Consider the following 17243-nt stretch of genomic DNA (forward strand, 5'->3'; position numbering starts at 1 on the left):
TAAATAAACCATTTATTAAAATGAATATCCTAAAGTTAACAGCCAGTTTGAAGGCGCTCCCGGAAATAATCGAATATAATCATATCCGCCCACCCAGTAGGTTTTATTTAAAATATTATTAGCATTCAGCTGAATTTTAAATTTATTGATGTTGTAATACAAAGCACCATTAAACAAAGTATATCCGGGAAGTGTCTGCGTATTGGTCTGGCTCAGCGTACGAGTTGTAGCAAAGTTTGATCCTAATGCCACTCCAAAATCTTTTAAAGCGCCATCTGTAAAGTTGTAACGAGTCCAGATATTTCCCTGTTGTTTTGGCGTGTTTGGTTTTTGTCTTCCAATTTCTTCAGCCAATGGACTATCTGTAATAGAAGCTTCATTGTAAGTATAAGCAGCAGAAATACTCCAGTTGCGGGTAATATTTCCGTTAAGGTCAATTTCAATACCTTTAGATTCTTCCTGACCAATAGAACGCATTAAATCTGGATTTGCCGGATCATTTGCCGGATATAAAGTGTTTTTTTGCTGAATTTTAAACAAAGCCACAGTCACAAAAAGTTTTTCTTTAAACCAAGAAGATTTTCCTCCAAACTCAATCATGTTGCTTTCCAATGGATCAAACGGACCTCCGGCATTTGGATTTGCCAATGTAGAAGCTGTCTGCGGGTTGTATCCTTTTACGTAAGTTCCGTAAAGGTTGATATTAGGATTCATAGTATACGTTAAACCAAAACGTGGTAAAAATGAATGTTGTTTAACCTTCGTTTCATTTGCTTTTTTAAAGTTTACTTTATCTGAATACTCATCGTAACGAATACCAATTAAAGCCTGAAAAGCTCCAAATTTAACATGATCCTGAAGATATACGCCATATAATGAGTAATACGTTGGATCAAACGGACGCGCGACATAAAAATATTTACTCATATCTTTTAATTGCTGCGATCCAGATGGATTTGTCAAGTCAAAATGCGCTACGTTTGGTACCGGATTTCCTTTAGAATCCAATAAATAATTTGCTTTGTTAGCAGGATTATAAGTAGCAATAAAACCATTATTGGCTGCATTTCTGTAACCGCTGGCCTGTAATTGAGAACCTCCTGCAGGTACTTGTTCCTGAGCGTAGTCGAAACCGGCAATTAAGTTATGATCTAAAGCTCCGGTTTTAGCCTGATATTTAAAAAATGTAGAAAGATTATCAATATAACGCTTACGCTTACGCTGAAAAACCTGCATTTCAATAGCTGTCGGGATAGACGATCCGTCTCCTGCAGAAGCATATTTATTAGCACCACGGTGTTCCAAAAGATCTTCTGAATAACCTGTACGAATATATGAAGCCGAAAATGACAAACGATCTGTAAACTGATGATTTAATGAAGTTGTCACGATATACGTTTCTTCATTTAAATAATCATTTGTAGAATTTAATGAGTTTGAAATTTTTGTAGAATATAAATTATCCTCATAAGTAGACTGTCCTCTGTCTAAGTTACTTTTTGACCCCGTATAAATTAAGTCAAAGTTTAAACTTGTTTTATCGTTCGGCAGGAAAGACAGGGAAGGAGCAATCACAATATTTTTATCGAACTGTAAATCTCTAAATGAATTTGCGTTTTCATATCCAAGATTTAAACGATATAAAAGCGATTTATCTTCTGTAAGCGGTCCTGTAAAATCTGCTAAAGCTCTTAAAGTGTTAAAACTTCCTGTAGAAAAACTTACGCTGTTTGCGGCTTGGTCAAGAGGTTTTTTTGTAACACGGTTTAAAACCCCTCCCGGAGAAGCATTTCCAAATAAAGCAGAAGAAGGTCCTTTTAAAACCTCTACACGCTCTAAATAGTTAGCAAGAGGCTGTTTCCAGAAACCAGTAGAAGTTCTCATTCCGTTTAATAACTGCGTGTTGCTTCCTCCGTTAATTCTAAAACCTCTTATTGAGATATCATCATAAAAAGTAAACTGACTCACACCACTGAAGTTTTTTACAACATCGCCTACGCGAATAGCGCCCTGATCTGCAATTAATTCTTTAGTAGCATACGAAACAGCCTGCGGAAGATCTTTCAATGCAATTTCGGTTTTGGCACCAATAAAAGATTTTGTGTTTCGGTATGATTTTTCTTTTCGACCTGTAATCTCTACAGTTTGTAATGTATTTACACTTTCCTGTAAAACGATTGAAAGTTCAAGATTTTCATTTTCATGAAGTTCAACGGTTTTTTCCTGAACTGAAAATCCCATGGCAGAAAAATAAACGGTATAATTTCCAGGTGAAAGATTGTTGATTTCAAAATTTCCCTTATCATCAGAACTAGCGTTCTTTTTAGGACTTTTAATTGATATTGAAGCATAAGAGACGGCTTCATTGTTTTCGGAAACGACTTTTCCGGTAATTCTGGCATTTTGCGCCTGGCCTATATTAAAAAAGGCTAGAAGCAAAAACAAATAGATACATTTCATGAGGGCGATTAATTAAATTTTTGCGCAAATCTAGTTTATTTAGATTAATTACAAATAGTTAATTTTAAATAATTTATCTTTAAATCAGAATAGTTTTAAGAAATCGTTATAGATGTAAGAATAATAAAACAAGCCTCTTTCAAAATACAGAAGAGGCTTGTTTTGTTTTTTATTTTCTAATTGAAATTATAGTTTGCGATATTACAGAAGTAATAACAAAAAGGAGCCCAATGTAAAAGAAAAGATTTACTTCTTTACTTTCGTTAAAAAACAGAAATGCCATAATAATAGCATAAACAGGCTCCAGATTAAAAGTAAGATTTACAGTAAAGGCAGAAAGCTTTTTTAGAACTTCGGCAAACAAAACATACAAACCAACAGTGCAAAATGATGCCAGAATTATGAGATAAAAAATATCTTTTGAACTTGGTAAAAAACTTGCCGTTGGAAAAAAGTATAAATAAACAGGCAAAAGTATTCCTAATCCTAAAGTACCGCCTGTCATTTGATAATAATTAATGAGTCTGCTGTCGTAAATCGTTACCAGTCTTTCGTTAAAAATCGTATAAAGCGCAGCAAATGCCGATGAAATTACACCTAAAACAATGCCAAGCTGATAGGAAGAATCAAAGTGAAAAATAAGTGCAATTCCGGCCAAAGTCAACATACTGAGCAATAATTCTGTAATATTAAATTTCTTTTTGTTGATTAACGGAGCAAACAAAGCAGTAAACAAACTTGTTAAACAATAACACACAACTCCCACAGAAATATTAGAATATTTGATACTGGCATAAAAGAAAATCCAGTGTACGGTAATTAAAAGTCCGGCTTTTGCAATATTGAATTTTTCTCTTAACGAAATATCCTTTGAAACTTTAAATAATTTCAGAATTATAAATAAAATTATAGAAGAAAACAGAACTCGGTACCAAACTAAAAGTCCTTCATTAAGCGAAATAAGTTTACCAAAAACGCCAGTAAAACCGGCAAGTATTACCGCGATGTGTAATAATATATATGATTTTTTCATAAGATTGTCTAAATGTCTAAAAAGACAGGATTATAAATTAATTTAAAAATTGACTTATATGCATAGCAATAACCCCGATGAAATTTCGGTGTAAAACTTACTATAAAGTCTGTGATTAATTTATAATCAAGGAGGAGAAAGACAACCTTTTAGGCTCATAATTTTTGGAGTTTGCCCAAAAATATTTAAAATTTTTTCCTGAGACAAATTTGCAGTAAAAATTAAACAATTAAATACCTGCCTGTTGATTTTTGATATGTTTTCGGTGTGAAATTCCCCATTTAATCATTTCAGAAATAATAGGGCCGAAAGATTTACAATACGAAGTCGATTCATACAGAATTGGAATTTCGGCATCTGGATCTTCTGTTCTTTTTACCATATTATTCAGTTCCATATCTTTCAATTCTTTAGACAACATTCGCGATGTAATTCCCGGAATACTTTCTTTGATATCTTTAAAACGATTATTTCCATTGCAAATCGAATTGATAATTGGCAGTTTCCATTTTCCGCCCAAAACATACAAAGTATCCTGAAGCGCCTGAAATTCTTCTTTTTGATTTCTTACTGGTTGTGTTTCCTGTGCCATATAAATAAAATTAACTGTGAAACTAAAAGAATACAGTAAAACAAAAATATAAATAAATCATAAATATTTTTATTTATGTATTTAACTACGTAGTTTTGTATTGTAAAATTAAATAACATGAAACCTGTAATAAAAAGCATCGCAAACAAATACGAAAACCACGCAGCCAATTTGATCATTAACATACAGCAAAATGAATTTGGAGTACCTATAACCTTAAAAGACCAGCCGGATTTATTCGATATCCAGAATTTTTATTATTCCGGAGGAGGAGGATTTTGGGGAGCTTTTATTGATGATGAATTGGTAGGAACTATTGCTTTGGTAAAATTTGAAGACCATAAAGCTGCGATTCGAAAAATGTTTGTAAAGAAAGAATTTCGAGGAAAAGAATTTTCTATAGCGCAGAAATTGCTGGATACTCTACTTGAATATTGCAGGGAAAACCAAATAAACGATATATATTTAGGAACCGTTTCTATTCTTGAAGCCGCACTTCGTTTTTACGAAAAGAATAACTTTGTGGATATTCAAAAGGATGTACTGCCGGAAAAGTTTCCTTTAATGGCGCCAGACAACGTTTTCCGACACTTAACGCTAAAATAATAAAGATGAATATAATTGACGAATCAGGAATATTAGCCATTTCAACGCGTTTGCAGCGCTTAAGCGAGCAATTACGAAAAGACGGCACTTTATTTTATAAATCATACGGAATTGATTTTGAACCCAAATGGTTTCCGGTGATTTATACTTTATATCATAAAGAAGTTTTAAGTGTGGTTGAAATTGCCAATGAAATAGGGTATACGCATCCGTCTACAATAAGCCTTCTTAAGGAATTGGAAAAACAAAAACTGATTCGGTCTAAAAAAGATAAGGTTGATGAACGTAAAAGACTCATTCAGCTTACTGCAAAAGGGCAGGAATTAATAGAGCAAATGAAACCTGTTTGGGATGTTATGAAAAAAGCCCTGAGCGATATTGCAGATAATCAAAATAATCTTCTTCAGGCTATTAATGAAGCCGAGAATAAAATTATGCATCAAAGTTTTCTGCAAAGGGCATTGCAGATAAAAAGTGAAACAGGGAAATAAAAGAAAAGCGATCTATTACAGATCGCTTTTTTGTTGCTTAAAATTATTTAAGTGGAACTAAATGATAATTCAAGAACGATAAATCCAACATGCTCCAAAAACTACTCCATTTGAATTTACAGCATTCCTAAACCTCATTTCTTATACGTACGATAAACTTTACTTTTTGGATTTCAAAAAATTGAAAAAACTGAATATTTAACATTCTTTTTACTTTTTTGCCTTTACGTAAAAAAGAATCATAGAGAAAACTTTCATTAAGTTCTAATAGAAACAGTCCTCAAAATAAGAAATTAAGGCAACATCTTAGTAACTTAGCATCTCAGTATCTAAGAAACTTATTTATGACCATCCAGCAATTAAAATATATTGTAGCCCTCGACGAAGAACGTCATTTCGCTCGTGCAGCCGAAGTTTGTATGGTTACGCAGCCCGGACTTACGATTCAGTTAAAAAATCTGGAAGAAGAAATAGGAATCAAGATTTTTGACCGAAATAAAGTACCCCTTACGCCTACAGTTTTAGGAACTGAAATTATAACAAAAGCCAAAAAGATTCTTCGCGAAGTTGACGAAATTCGTGACTTTGTTGTAAACCAAAAAAATCTGCTGGAAGGAGAGTTAAAACTGGGTATTATTTCAACTTTATCACCATATCTTATTCCGCTGTTTATTCAGGCTATGAAAGAAGCGGCGCCAAAAGTCCATTTTATTATTAAAGAAGCCAATACAGGTCAGTTAATGAAAGATCTCGAAACCGGAGCACTCGATGTGGTTATTATGGCCACGCCAACCGGAAATCCTAATTTAATCGAGCATCCTATTTTTAAAGAACCTTTCGTAGCGTATTTAAATCAAACGCACCCAATGGCAAATGACGAATTTTATGAAATGCAGCCCGGAGATAAAACCGAATTGTTATTGCTTCATAACGAATTCTGTTACAATGCACAGCTTTTGGATATCTGCGGATTAAAAACTTCTGATAAAATAAAAGAACAATTTACGTATGATATCAGCTCGATAGAAACTTTAAAAAATCTTGTTCGTGCCCATTTAGGATTTGCCATTATTCCGCAGCTTTCTATTTTAAACGAAGCACCTTCGGCACTTTTTAAACCATTTAAAGAACCAATGCCCGTACGAGAAATCAGCCTTGTTGTTTCAGATTCGTTTTCAAAGAAATTACTTCTAGAAAAAATGAACGAAGCCATTTGGAACTGCCTTCCGGAATCGCTCAAAAAAGATTTCACTTACCGAAAAATACGCTGGAACGATTCGCCTTATTTTATTAAGGCAGTCAGCAAGTTTTCTTGAAAAATCTAAATACAAAAAAATCCAAACTCCAACTATAGTAAAAGATTGGAATTCGGATTTTAAAAATTGAAATTTAATTTTTTAGATTTATTTTTTTGAATTTGATGCATCTATAATCACATTTGCCACTTTTTCCGGCTGTGAAATAAATACTACGTGACTACCTTTTATTTCAGTGATTTTTGTGTTCGAACGTTTGTACATTGCATATTGTATACTTGGTGTAATACTTTTATCTTCAGTTGCTACAACGCCGTATGAAGGTTTAGTTCTCCATGCCGCTTTTGTAATTGGTGTTCCAAAGCCCTGAGCGTAAAAAGCACCTTGCGAAGCAAACATAAAATCAGCATCTTCCTTGCTTAAATCGCCTGCAAAACCTGCATGAAATTTCGCTTTATCATAATAAGCAATTCCTTTATCATCTGGAGCCAAAACACCATTTTCGGGAGCAGGAGGCGCAGTTTGTAACCATTGAACTGAATTTTCGCCATTATCAGGCTGTAAAGCTGCAACATAAACCAAAGCCGCAACTTTTGGATGATTTCCTGCTTCTGTAATTACAGTTCCTCCCCATGAGTGACCTACTAAAATTGTTGGTCCGTCTTGTTTGTCCAGAGCCAGATTTGTTGCTCTAACATCGTCTTCTAAAGAACTTAACGGATTTTGAACGATAGTTACATTATATCCTTTTTTGCTCAAAATCTGGTACAAACCTTTCCATCCTGAACCGTCGGCAAAAGCACCGTGAACCAATACTACGTTTTTAATTTGTGGAACTGCTTTTTGTGCGTTTACATGTACTGTAGAAAGTAAGAAAGCAAAGATTATTGCTGCGAATGCTAAATAGCTTTTATATAGTGTTTTCATTTTATTTTTAGATTTTAGATTAATAGAGATTCCAAATTCCAAACTGATTTACCATTTCTACAAGAGACGGAAATCACACAAGTAATTCCTCAAAGCGATTTGGAATTTGGAGTTTAAAAATTGTGATTTATTTATATTAAATTGATTGATAAAGTAATTTCAGTATTTAACAACTTAGAAATTGGACAAATTTCTTTTGCTTTTTGAGCTGTTTTCTGAAAGTCTTCTTCAGAAATTCCAGGAACTTTTCCTGTAAGTTCTAACTGAATTAAAGTAATAGTTCCGTCTTCAAAAGTTACTTTGGCAGTTGTATTTAAATCTTCCGGTACAAAACCCGCTTCAGATAATAAAAAGCTTAACTGCATTGTAAAACATCCAGAATGTGCTGCTGCGATTAATTCTTCAGGATTAGTTCCTACACCTTGTTCGAAACGAGTTTTAAAAGATAATTGTGCGTTGTCTAAAGTTGTGCTTTGGGTACTAATAGTTCCTTTTCCTTCCATTCCTGTACCTTTCCAGTTTGCGTTTGCTCTTCTTGTAAATTTCATGATTTCTATTTTTTAAGATTAAATTTTTAGATGATCAAATCATTTCTTTGATTTTGATGAGACAAAGGTATAGGGAAGGTGTTTATTAATCAAATTAATAATTTTTAGTAGTTATAAAATAAATTTATAAGTTTTGATTTTAAAGGGATTGAAAGGTTTTGTATGAAATAAAAAAAATAAAACCCTCAATCACAAGATTAAGGGTTTTCAATTTTTGCGTGATAATTTACTCCAAATCTAAATATGGATTCAAAACTTCTGCCAGTTCATTTAACCAATAAAAACTGTTTTCGAGTTTATTGATTTCCTGCTGCATGGTTTCGTTTTCCCGAATTAAGCCCAGAGCAAGTACAAAATTAACCTGCCTGATTGCTTTTGCCATTTGTTCAGGATCGACTGTGTTGTTGAAAAAAGTGAGTAATCTTTTTTCGGTTTCTTTTGAAAGGGTGTTTGTACTCATGATCTTAACTTTTAGGGAATATAAAGCCCGTATAGCTGCAGGTGTCCTACGCTGTTAAGAGAGCGTTGCAGTTGTTTCCAATACCGCCACCATACCACACGGGCAAACTTTTTTTCTGAAATCATGTCTTAACTTTTAGGACTGCAAATATATCAAAAAAGGATCAATCTAAATAAGTAAGAAAAAGATTAAAAGAAGTTTTTCAAAATCATTAGCTGTTACTTTCGAAAATGACCGTAAACTAAAAACCCCGATTTTAAAATCGGGGTTTTTGATATTTGTTTAAGCTGAATATCTTGATTTTGTGCACAATTTACAATGATAGATTTCTTATAATAGTTCTTCAATAATTTACACTTTTATGTAAACCTATTTTAGGACAATACACTTATTATCAGTTGCGAACTTTTCATTGCTTATAACTGATGTATAGAATTATACATGCTATAAATAAAGTTATAGAATATCCAGTCCATACATTTCTATTTTCATATTTTTTAATGTATTGATTATTAATATTTCCTTTAAATCCATTAATGATCCAAAAGAAAAATCCTCCAATCCAAATTGAAGTCAATTTAGCCGCAAAAGGTTCTTTTGCCATATTTTATTCCTTATTTTGTTGAAGTTACTTTTAATTTTATTTAGTGCTTTATAAAAAATGTTATAAATTATTTCCTCCTGCTGGCGCGAGCGTCCCGCTCGTGAACATCAAGTTTTGAAGTAATTTGGATTGCGCACACGAGCGGGACGCTCGCGTCAGCGGGTGACAACTATCTTGTTTTACATTTTGAGAAATTACTGGAAAATAAAAAAAACTTATAATTATTGTTTTTTTCAAAATATTGATCATTGAAGAATATAGTTTTGATTATCAAATATTTTGTCTTGATTAGAAGTGAGTTTATTATTTTTCCTGTCCCGTATCCCCTGCTGGCGCGAGCGTCTCGCTCGTGAACATCAAGTTTTGAAGTAATTTTGGATTGCACAATGAGCGCCAGCGGAGTGCATAGACTTTCTGTTAAACATTATCATTTTTAATTTTTACCTGTCGTTTTAGATGTATATAATTTATTTATTACATAAAAAGTTAAAGCTAATTCAAAGACAAAATAACTAGAAATCATCACTATAGATAAAGCATCAAATGATAAATCATCATTGAATAAATTGTATTCAAAAAATGCTATGTAATAAAATTGAAAAATGCTATGTAAATTAAGAATAAGCAAGTACACATATTTTAATTTTGTATCAACAATTTTTTCAATAAAAGCCATTATAAAAATAATGTAACATGCAATGAACGATATTATCAATTCTAAAGCAATTGCAAAAGGACTACCGGAGGTATTCAGAGGAGTATAATGATCTAACGAACTAAATAAACCTCTCAATAAAAAAAAATGAACAAAGAATATTAATATTATAAAAATTATTGTTTTTTTTATTAAAATTTTAATCATGATCATCATATAGTTTATTGAGAATATAAAAGGTCAAAGCCAATTCAAAAGCAAAATAGATTAAAACAATTATTATCGATAAATTATTAAAACGTTCAGGACTTGAAAACAATTTATACTCACTAAACGAGCACAAATAAAATCCTAGAAAGCAGTTTCCAAATACAAGAAAAAGCATTATATTTTTATAATTAAATTTCATCCGATATTCAATAACAGCTACAATAACAGTAAGAATATAAAGCATTAATGTATAAAATAATGCAACAATGAAATTTATACCATGGTCTGTATCTCCATTATATTTAGGATGTAAGCATCTAATCTACTAACTAAAAGTTCTAAAATAAATAAATGAACAAAAAACATTAGAAAAGTTATAGCTGCTATTTTTCTTGTAAAAATTTCATTTTTCAATCTCATTGGTTTTATATAGTTTAATAATAACATAATAAGTCAAAACCAATTCAAAAGCAAAATATATCAAAATGATTATAATTGCTGAAATATTATATCTTTCAGGACGAGTAAAAAGTTGAAATTGATAAAATGTGTTTATGTAAAACTCTAATAAACAGTTTGAGTACATTAAAAATAACATAATCCATTTATAACCAATTTTCATCTTATATTCTACTAGAACAAGAATAATCGAGACTATATAAATTATAAACGAAAAGAAAAGTGTTATAATTGAGTAAATACCATGATCATTACTTTCATAATGTTTAGGGACATATACGTTTAATCTTGTAAAAAAAACAAGTAAGATGAAAAAATGCACAAAAAACATTAAACATCCAATTGATAGTATTTTTTTCATTAGTATTTTAGTTTATAAGCATCGGTGATTTTGCTTGTCCAAATACTTTTCACTAATGATATTTAATCTGACTATTAAAATTTATAATCTTTTAATAAACAAACTTGACCTAGCGAATCTATCTTAATATTAGTAGAGTATTTTGACTTAAGAATTAATCTTTCATTGTTTAATTCATAATAATTAAGGGAATCCCTTATCTGATTTAGGAAAAATAAATTATGATTTCTAATTCCAAAAGCATTTGAAATTCCAGTGCCAGAAGAATTCCATTTTTTTAACAAGATCCTATTATTAGAAGCAATGATATTAAATGTATTATCTCCAATTCCTTGATGTAAAGTTCTGAACTGAAGTATGTATATTTTTTTTTTATTAAAATTTATAGAAAACACATCATCAAGGTTTAAAAAAATATTTTGTTTGTTTTTGTTTGTTTGAGAAAATGATATTTTCTTACTTTTTTTATTTAACCTAATAAATGATGAGGTATTTGATAAATATACTCTAACTTTATTGTCAATAATATAGGATTCTATTCCATGATTGTTTAGTTGTGTATATTTTACAGAGTTTACTGTGACTTTATTAGAAATTATATCTTCAATACCACTCAAACATTTGATAGATTGTCCAAAAGATAATGATGAGACTAATAAAAATAGAAATTTATACATTATTTATTCTTTTTATTTTCTAATTGTTTTTACTCTTTATATAGGATGAGTATCATAAAAAAATGTGACTTCTTCCTGATTTGGATTAGCTATTGAATAAATTTATATTCTGAGTTCTCATTATAAAAATCCCAAGTAAGGTTATCTTCATTTCCCTTTTTTCCCCTGCTGGCGAGCGTCTCGCTCGTTAACATCAAGTTTTGAAGTAATTGGGATTGCGCACAAGATCGCGACGCTTGCGCCAGCGGGAGATAAAGCTATTATAAATTCCATCAAAATTTAGCCTTTTCTAGAAGTTCTGTCATTCTGTCTTTTTCAGGTTCTAACTCAATCTTAAAAGCCCCTTCTATAAGGTAATAAGGATTATGATCTTTGGTTCTTTCAAATCTTGTTATATTAATATTTGGTTGATAATAAAAAACATAATCCGTTTTGTACGTTTTTGCCAGCCATTTTTTTTTATATGCAAATTTTTTAGTTCTATATTTTTCTATAAAATGAATACTATCTCCATTTATATATCCCACATCACAGTCATCACGCTCTTTACTTGAGAGTTCTCTTTCATTACGACTAACCTTTATCAAATTGTCCTGCAAATCAAAATTTCCTAAAAAATCCAGTTTAAGCTGTTTTTTAATTTTCAAATTTTCATCATCCGTTTTTATAATATATTCAGTACTTTTTTTGTTAATACGATTCAAATATACCTTGCTTTCATCAGAGAAAATACAAAATGTAATAACGTTCGGACCTTCATACATATAAACTTCATTTAATTTTAAAAAAGGATTTTTTGATAATGCACTCTTTGTTTTAAAGTCTAAAAAATCCATATAAAAGTCAGTATAATTGCTATCATCTAATTTTTCAATATTTATATTTCTTGATTCTAAATATTTTTGAAATGACATTCGGATTTCCTCAGATTTTTTTGCTGATTTACAACTTATTATAAGCAATACAAGAAATATCATTTGAATTTTTTTTATGATTTTCATATTTATCATAGCTTATTTTTTTCTTCAATTAAATAAAATTCTTTTAATAATTTCCCTTCTTCAGATTGTCCTGCGTACAAGAATTTTTTAAGTCTTTCCTGAACAACTTTATTACTAAAATCATATACCACATATAAATGATGAAAAGTTGGTTTTGATTTTAATCTTAAACTAACTTCCTCGCTCGTGCGAACAATCCAAATTACTTCAAAACTTGCGCACACGAGCGAGACGCTCGCGCTAGCAGGAGAGTTTGTTATTTTTCTTGTCCCGTCGCTTTCATATAATCTTTGAATTGTTGCTCCCAAATTGGACTTTCATAACTGATTTCTCCGTATATATATCGATCCTTTGTGTTATCATTATCAAACTGAAAATTTTTTTGACATTCTTTAGTTGTTTTCATATAATAATAACTATTCCCCTTAATAAACGTATTTTTATTTCGATCAATTAATTTTAATACATTATTATAATAAAGAGCAGCATTTTTGAAATTACCAATATTTATCTTAAATGAATATGCAACTAGTGTATCTTGATGAAATTTCAAATTATATTCTACTATTTTTTTTTGTTTAAGAAGAACTATGTTTTCAGTAAATGTTATAATATCAATCCCATAGACACTTTCTTTTATAAATTCCCTTTTATTTTTTTTACTTTCATTAAAGAAAACATTATATTTAGAACCAAGATTAAAATCTTTAATGCCTATTTCTGAAAAATATAATTGGCAATCATCTCGTTGTATGTTCTGAGAGATTAGAGGAAAGTAGAAAAAACTCAAAAAGATTATTAATGTTTTTTGTCTCATAGAAATTATTGTTTTTGTTCTATCTCTTCTATATAATCTTTAAACTGCTGCTCCCAAATTGGGCTTTCGTAGCTGATTCCTCCATAAAGAAAACTGGCATCTTTTTCTGTATTTAAACCAAAATTTTTAGAACATTTTTCACTAACAGTCATATAACTATGACTCTTGCCTTGAATAAAATAGTTTTTACTTTTATTTAATGATTTTAGAATTCTATTATAAAAATCAGGAGCAGTTCTAAAGTTTCCTATATTTATTTCAAAATCATAGGCCATAAGAATATTTTGTTTAAATTTTAAATTAAACATGATTTTTCTTCTTTCTTTTAATAGAATTATATTTTCTTTGAATGTCACGATGTCTATTCCATAGATTTTTTCTTTTTTAAATTTCCTTTTTAAAGCTTTACTGTCTTTCAAAAAATCTTTATAATTTGAACCTAGTACAAAATCTCTTATACCAATTTCTTTAAAAAATAATTGACAACTATCTTGTTTTACATTTTGAGAAATTGCTGGAAAATAAAAAAAACTTATAATTATAATTATTGTTTTTTTCAACATATTGATCATTGAAGAATATAGTTTTGATTATCAAATATTTTGTCTTGATTAGAAGTGAGTTTATTATCTTTCTTGTCCCGTATCTTTCATATAATCTTTGAATTGCTGCTCCCAAATTGGACTTACATAACCGATTCCACCTGAAATATAGTATTGACCTTCCTCTTGTTCAAGATTAAATTTTTTTTGACATTCTTTTGTTGTTTTCATAAATGAATAACCTCCTTTGTTTATAAAACTATTTTTATTATTTTTTTCTAGTAATTTTAATACTTTTTGGTAATAATAAGGCGCAACTCTGAAATTTCCTGCTTCTATTCTAAACGAATAATCCATAAGTACGTCACTATGAAATTTCAGATTATATTGTACAGTTTTCTTTTCTTTAAGAAGAATTATGCTTTTAGTGAATGTTACAATATCAATTCCATACACACTTTCTTTATTAAATTTTCTTTTCTTTTTTTTACTTTCATTTATAAAAGATTTATAGCTTGAGCCAAGATTAAAATCTTTTACACCTATTTCAGCGAAGTATAATTTACAATCATTATGTTTTGTAATTTGGGAGATAGCAGGTAAATAAAAAAGACTTAAAAGAATAATTAAAAGTTTTGATTTCATAATTTATTGTTTTTGTTTAGCATATTGATCATTAAGAAAAATTGTTTTTACTATTTTGCCTTCATCTGTATTTCTTATTAACATTGCTTCTGTTAGCATTTCTTCAATGGGAGAATTAGCATTAATTTTATCTAATTCTTTAGTAGATTTTACTTGTCCCGAAAGATAAGCAGCCATCGCAGTTGATGTTAAGGAGTATACATAATATTCTTTTAATATCTTAAATTTTGGTGACATTGTTTTTATATAATATTCGGTCATAACAACTCCTTTTTTTGTTTCAACTTCTTCGAGATGTTTTGCTATATAGGCATTAAATTCATTTATATCATTTTTAATTTGATTTTTCATAATTGCCAAAATTAATCCTGTAAATGGATTACCTCCAGCAGCTAAAGTTGGTATTGCCGCATCTAGTAATGGCATAGCATCCGGTTCACCTTTTTCGAAGGTTGCTCCCAAAAAAGAAATAGCAGTTAAAAAATAACCTGCATTTTCTCCTGCTTTTGCAACATATTTAGACCATTTTACAAGGTTTTTACTCCTAAAGGCTTCAATTTGATTTACTGTTTTGGTTGTAAAGTATTGATTTCCGAAATCTTTAGCTTTATAAAAAGCGACTTTTTGATTATCAGCCAAATCAGTTACAAATTTTGTTGCCAATTTTTTATACGTAACACCATTTGATCCCATTAGGTATCCTTGACCTAGTTTTTGAAATGCTACGCCATATGATAACGTATTAAATTTATCTTTCGCAATTTTAAGTGTAGTTGCAATAAAAAATTTTATGATCAACTTATTACCTGAAGTATTTTTTATTTCGGGAAAATCTTCTCCTGATTTTATATCTGCGATAAGTTTATCATTTTCATATATTTCATCTTCTTCTTCCTCTTTTTCTGGCGGTATATAATCATGATATGAAATTCCATTTTTTTCACCATGCCAACTATTTTGTTTGGCTGCTGAAGATATAAAATTACCATTCAAAATCTCAATTGTTGTATTACCTCTACTTGTTTTGGTTATACTGCCGCTAACTATTCTTGTTCTTGACATAACTATGAGTTTGTTGTATTTTCACCACTGTGATTTTTTATCTCATTTGAAGACTTAATATCTATATTCTCTTCAAAACTTTGCATATTGTATCCTTTGTTAGAAACTTCTTGTCTTTCTTGTTCAGTATGTGATTTTAAGTCACCTTCAATACGTTCATCAAAACTGCCTTTTACATGTAAAAAACTATCGCCACCTATAAGTACATTTTGTAATAATCCTATTGATGTTGATTTATTAGCCATTGCAATTTCTGCAATATCAGTTCCTGCTTTTAGAGTAATACTCTCGCTCGCTTCAAAAACAATATTTTTGGCTCGTATGGTAAAAGTTTCAGGAGTTGTGGCATTTATATTTTTTTTCTCCTGATCCAGATGAATTTCATTACCGCTAGGATCAGAAAGCCAGATTCCTATTTTTTCTATGAATTTAAAGAGCTGTCCAAAACGGAGTTTCCAGCCTTTAATGCTGTTGTTTTGATCAAAAAAGTCCGGCATTTCTTTCCCGTTATAATACGTTCCAGAAACATACGGACGTTTGGCGTTGCTGCCTTCAAAACTTACCTGAACTTCTTCGCCAATTTCAGGTCTGAAATAAAATCCTTTTCCAGAACCTCCATACGGCTGTACGACACGCATCCAGTCGCTTCTGTTTGCCCAGCCATTCCAGTAAAACTCGACTTTTACACGTCCCATTTTTTCAGGGTCGTTATTGTCAATTACTTTTGCCGGCTGACTGTCAGCCAGAGCAAATACATTTACGTTTGTGTAGTGCGGTGCCGGAACATCGGCAGGAATTGCTTTAAAATCACAGGTATAATTTCCGTTTACTTCAGAGCGGTGAATAATTTCAACTGCCAGTAAATGGTGTTCCACATTTTTGTTTTCAATAGAAAAAGTCTGCCCTAAACCAATAGGCAGGTAAGAGGTACCGCTGTAGAAAATACTGTTGGCATTGCGTCCTGCAGTCTGCATTTTTACCATTTCATCAATATCTTCTTTATTTTGGGCATTGCTTGTATAGGCACCGGTTTCCAATCCCGGCCTTACAATATAAGGTTGTTTAAAAACAGCCAGAGAAGCAAATCTGTCCTGACTTCCTTCGCTGGTTTTTTCAGCACCATTTTTTACAGCAGACGCATTGTTGTAATCGTAACTGCTGAACGAAGTTTTATGTGAAACCAAATTGGCTTCGATATTAAAGTTATGAAGCGATGATTCGTTTATTAGTTTAATATTGGTATTTTTAAGTTTACCAAACTGCATACGCATTCCGTCAAAATAAAACCATTGCGCATAACGGGCAGAGAGACGCTTAAGGAAATCAAAACTCGTTTCGTTATACTGCGTTTTAAATTTAAATTCTTTAGTATAAGTAGGAACAATAGATTCACGCTGATAAAATTCTCCTGAATTTTCTTCTGCAAGAATTTCAATTGCAATTTGCTGCAGGTTTTTTTCGAGAAAGATTCTCGATTTTGGCATATCATCAATGGCAACAGTATGGCTTATTCCTATTACGTGTAGTCCGGCAGGACTTCCGTGCCTGTCAATTGATTTTAATTTTGCAATTCGGCCTTTAGACATTAGGCGTATGCCGTTTACTTTAAAAGTAAAAATTACTTCACTGCCTATATAATTGCTAATGGCTTTTTCCTGATCTTTGGGTTCAATTATCGTTTTTCCGGTGTAATGCCAAAAGAATGAAAAATGATGGTGATCTGCCATTTTTTGTGATAATTCAAGATCATAATAAATGACATTCTGCGAAAAACCTTCTATAGTAATATGTACTTGTTCTGAAAATTGTGACATGTTTTTGGTGTTTTAAATTGGTA

The 17243-nt window shown here is 30.8% G+C and carries 16 protein-coding genes; 3 read left to right on the plus strand and 13 right to left on the minus strand.

The window, feature by feature from the left end; translation table 11 throughout:
• Positions 1 to 15: 15 nt before the first annotated feature.
• The 3 genes from ABD859_RS23710 to ABD859_RS23720 all read right to left on the minus strand — a co-directional run bounded on the left by ABD859_RS23710 (position 16) and on the right by ABD859_RS23720 (position 4085).
• Entirely contained in the window at positions 16 to 2460 is a 2445-nt protein-coding gene (locus ABD859_RS23710; RefSeq protein ID WP_345147333.1) for a TonB-dependent siderophore receptor, read from the minus strand.
• A gap of 169 nt (positions 2461 to 2629) precedes the next feature.
• Positions 2630 to 3493, minus strand: coding sequence for a DMT family transporter (locus tag ABD859_RS23715; protein WP_345147334.1), 864 nt, complete (start codon positions 3491 to 3493; stop codon positions 2630 to 2632).
• 229 nt (positions 3494 to 3722) lie between these two features.
• Positions 3723 to 4085: a winged helix-turn-helix transcriptional regulator gene (locus ABD859_RS23720; RefSeq protein ID WP_345147336.1), complete on the minus strand. Its 363-nt coding sequence runs from the start codon at positions 4083 to 4085 to the stop codon at positions 3723 to 3725.
• Positions 4086 to 4202: 117 nt separating this feature from the next.
• Between ABD859_RS23720 and ABD859_RS23725 the strand changes: the two genes are divergently transcribed.
• The 3 genes from ABD859_RS23725 (at position 4203) to ABD859_RS23735 (ending at position 6498) form a co-directional block, all read left to right on the plus strand.
• Complete coding sequence (locus ABD859_RS23725; protein WP_345147337.1) at positions 4203 to 4691, plus strand: GNAT family N-acetyltransferase; 489 nt, start codon at positions 4203 to 4205, stop codon at positions 4689 to 4691.
• Positions 4692 to 4696: 5 nt separating this feature from the next.
• Entirely contained in the window at positions 4697 to 5182 is a 486-nt protein-coding gene (locus ABD859_RS23730) for a MarR family winged helix-turn-helix transcriptional regulator (RefSeq protein WP_345147338.1), read from the plus strand.
• 344 nt (positions 5183 to 5526) lie between these two features.
• On the plus strand, positions 5527 to 6498 hold the full coding sequence (locus tag ABD859_RS23735; protein WP_345147339.1) for a hydrogen peroxide-inducible genes activator: 972 nt from the start codon (positions 5527 to 5529) through the stop codon (positions 6496 to 6498).
• Between the two features lie 87 nt (positions 6499 to 6585).
• On the opposite strand, the gene ABD859_RS23740 is transcribed toward ABD859_RS23735, so the two are convergent.
• The 10 genes from ABD859_RS23740 to ABD859_RS23785 form a co-directional block, all read right to left on the minus strand.
• Entirely contained in the window at positions 6586 to 7365 is a 780-nt protein-coding gene (locus ABD859_RS23740) for an alpha/beta hydrolase (RefSeq protein ID WP_345147340.1), read from the minus strand.
• 131 nt (positions 7366 to 7496) lie between these two features.
• On the minus strand, positions 7497 to 7913 hold the full coding sequence (locus tag ABD859_RS23745; protein ID WP_345147341.1) for an OsmC family protein: 417 nt from the start codon (positions 7911 to 7913) through the stop codon (positions 7497 to 7499).
• A 226-nt stretch (positions 7914 to 8139) separates the two neighbouring features.
• A complete protein-coding gene (locus tag ABD859_RS23750) occupies positions 8140 to 8373 on the minus strand; it encodes a hypothetical protein (protein ID WP_345147342.1) in 234 nt (77 codons plus the stop codon).
• A 2363-nt stretch (positions 8374 to 10736) separates the two neighbouring features.
• Positions 10737 to 11339 carry a hypothetical protein gene (locus ABD859_RS23755; RefSeq protein ID WP_345147343.1) on the minus strand — a complete coding sequence of 201 codons (603 nt, stop codon included), beginning with the start codon at positions 11337 to 11339 and terminating at the stop codon, positions 10737 to 10739.
• A gap of 272 nt (positions 11340 to 11611) precedes the next feature.
• Positions 11612 to 12340, minus strand: a complete 729-nt coding sequence (locus tag ABD859_RS23760) for a hypothetical protein (RefSeq protein WP_345147344.1) — start codon at positions 12338 to 12340, stop codon at positions 11612 to 11614.
• A 256-nt stretch (positions 12341 to 12596) separates the two neighbouring features.
• Positions 12597 to 13157, minus strand: a complete 561-nt coding sequence (locus tag ABD859_RS23765; protein WP_345147346.1) for a hypothetical protein — start codon at positions 13155 to 13157, stop codon at positions 12597 to 12599.
• A gap of 5 nt (positions 13158 to 13162) precedes the next feature.
• Positions 13163 to 13729, minus strand: coding sequence for a hypothetical protein (locus tag ABD859_RS23770; protein ID WP_345147348.1), 567 nt, complete (start codon positions 13727 to 13729; stop codon positions 13163 to 13165).
• 54 nt (positions 13730 to 13783) lie between these two features.
• Positions 13784 to 14344 carry a hypothetical protein gene (locus tag ABD859_RS23775; protein ID WP_345147349.1) on the minus strand — a complete coding sequence of 187 codons (561 nt, stop codon included), beginning with the start codon at positions 14342 to 14344 and terminating at the stop codon, positions 13784 to 13786.
• Positions 14345 to 14347: 3 nt separating this feature from the next.
• Positions 14348 to 15406: a hypothetical protein gene (locus tag ABD859_RS23780; RefSeq protein WP_345147350.1), complete on the minus strand. Its 1059-nt coding sequence runs from the start codon at positions 15404 to 15406 to the stop codon at positions 14348 to 14350.
• A 2-nt stretch (positions 15407 to 15408) separates the two neighbouring features.
• Positions 15409 to 17220, minus strand: a complete 1812-nt coding sequence (locus ABD859_RS23785; RefSeq protein WP_345147352.1) for a type VI secretion system Vgr family protein — start codon at positions 17218 to 17220, stop codon at positions 15409 to 15411.
• Between the last annotated feature and the right edge of the window lie 23 nt (positions 17221 to 17243).

The sequence above is a fragment of the Flavobacterium ginsengiterrae genome, from assembly GCF_039539785.1.
In the GTDB taxonomy this organism is placed as follows: Bacteria; Bacteroidota; Bacteroidia; order Flavobacteriales; family Flavobacteriaceae; genus Flavobacterium; species Flavobacterium ginsengiterrae.

Bases quoted from the DNA above. Each gene is read 5' to 3' on its own strand.
- ABD859_RS23755 (WP_345147343.1), bottom strand. From the start codon at position 11,339: ATGTATAAATTTCTATTTTTATTAGTCTCATCATTATCTTTTGGACAA.
- ABD859_RS23725 (WP_345147337.1), top strand. From the start codon at position 4,203: ATGAAACCTGTAATAAAAAGCATCGCAAACAAATACGAAAACCACGCA.
- ABD859_RS23775 (WP_345147349.1), bottom strand. From the start codon at position 14,344: ATGAAATCAAAACTTTTAATTATTCTTTTAAGTCTTTTTTATTTACCT.
- ABD859_RS23740 (WP_345147340.1), bottom strand. From the start codon at position 7,365: ATGAAAACACTATATAAAAGCTATTTAGCATTCGCAGCAATAATCTTT.
- ABD859_RS23745 (WP_345147341.1), bottom strand. From the start codon at position 7,913: ATGAAATTTACAAGAAGAGCAAACGCAAACTGGAAAGGTACAGGAATG.
- ABD859_RS23715 (WP_345147334.1), bottom strand. From the start codon at position 3,493: ATGAAAAAATCATATATATTATTACACATCGCGGTAATACTTGCCGGT.
- ABD859_RS23770 (WP_345147348.1), bottom strand. From the start codon at position 13,729: ATGATCAATATGTTGAAAAAAACAATAATTATAATTATAAGTTTTTTT.
- ABD859_RS23735 (WP_345147339.1), top strand. From the start codon at position 5,527: ATGACCATCCAGCAATTAAAATATATTGTAGCCCTCGACGAAGAACGT.
- ABD859_RS23720 (WP_345147336.1), bottom strand. From the start codon at position 4,085: ATGGCACAGGAAACACAACCAGTAAGAAATCAAAAAGAAGAATTTCAG.
- ABD859_RS23750 (WP_345147342.1), bottom strand. From the start codon at position 8,373: ATGAGTACAAACACCCTTTCAAAAGAAACCGAAAAAAGATTACTCACT.
- ABD859_RS23785 (WP_345147352.1), bottom strand. From the start codon at position 17,220: ATGTCACAATTTTCAGAACAAGTACATATTACTATAGAAGGTTTTTCG.
- ABD859_RS23780 (WP_345147350.1), bottom strand. From the start codon at position 15,406: ATGTCAAGAACAAGAATAGTTAGCGGCAGTATAACCAAAACAAGTAGA.
- ABD859_RS23710 (WP_345147333.1), bottom strand. From the start codon at position 2,460: ATGAAATGTATCTATTTGTTTTTGCTTCTAGCCTTTTTTAATATAGGC.
- ABD859_RS23730 (WP_345147338.1), top strand. From the start codon at position 4,697: ATGAATATAATTGACGAATCAGGAATATTAGCCATTTCAACGCGTTTG.
- ABD859_RS23765 (WP_345147346.1), bottom strand. From the start codon at position 13,157: ATGAGACAAAAAACATTAATAATCTTTTTGAGTTTTTTCTACTTTCCT.
- ABD859_RS23760 (WP_345147344.1), bottom strand. From the start codon at position 12,340: ATGAAAATCATAAAAAAAATTCAAATGATATTTCTTGTATTGCTTATA.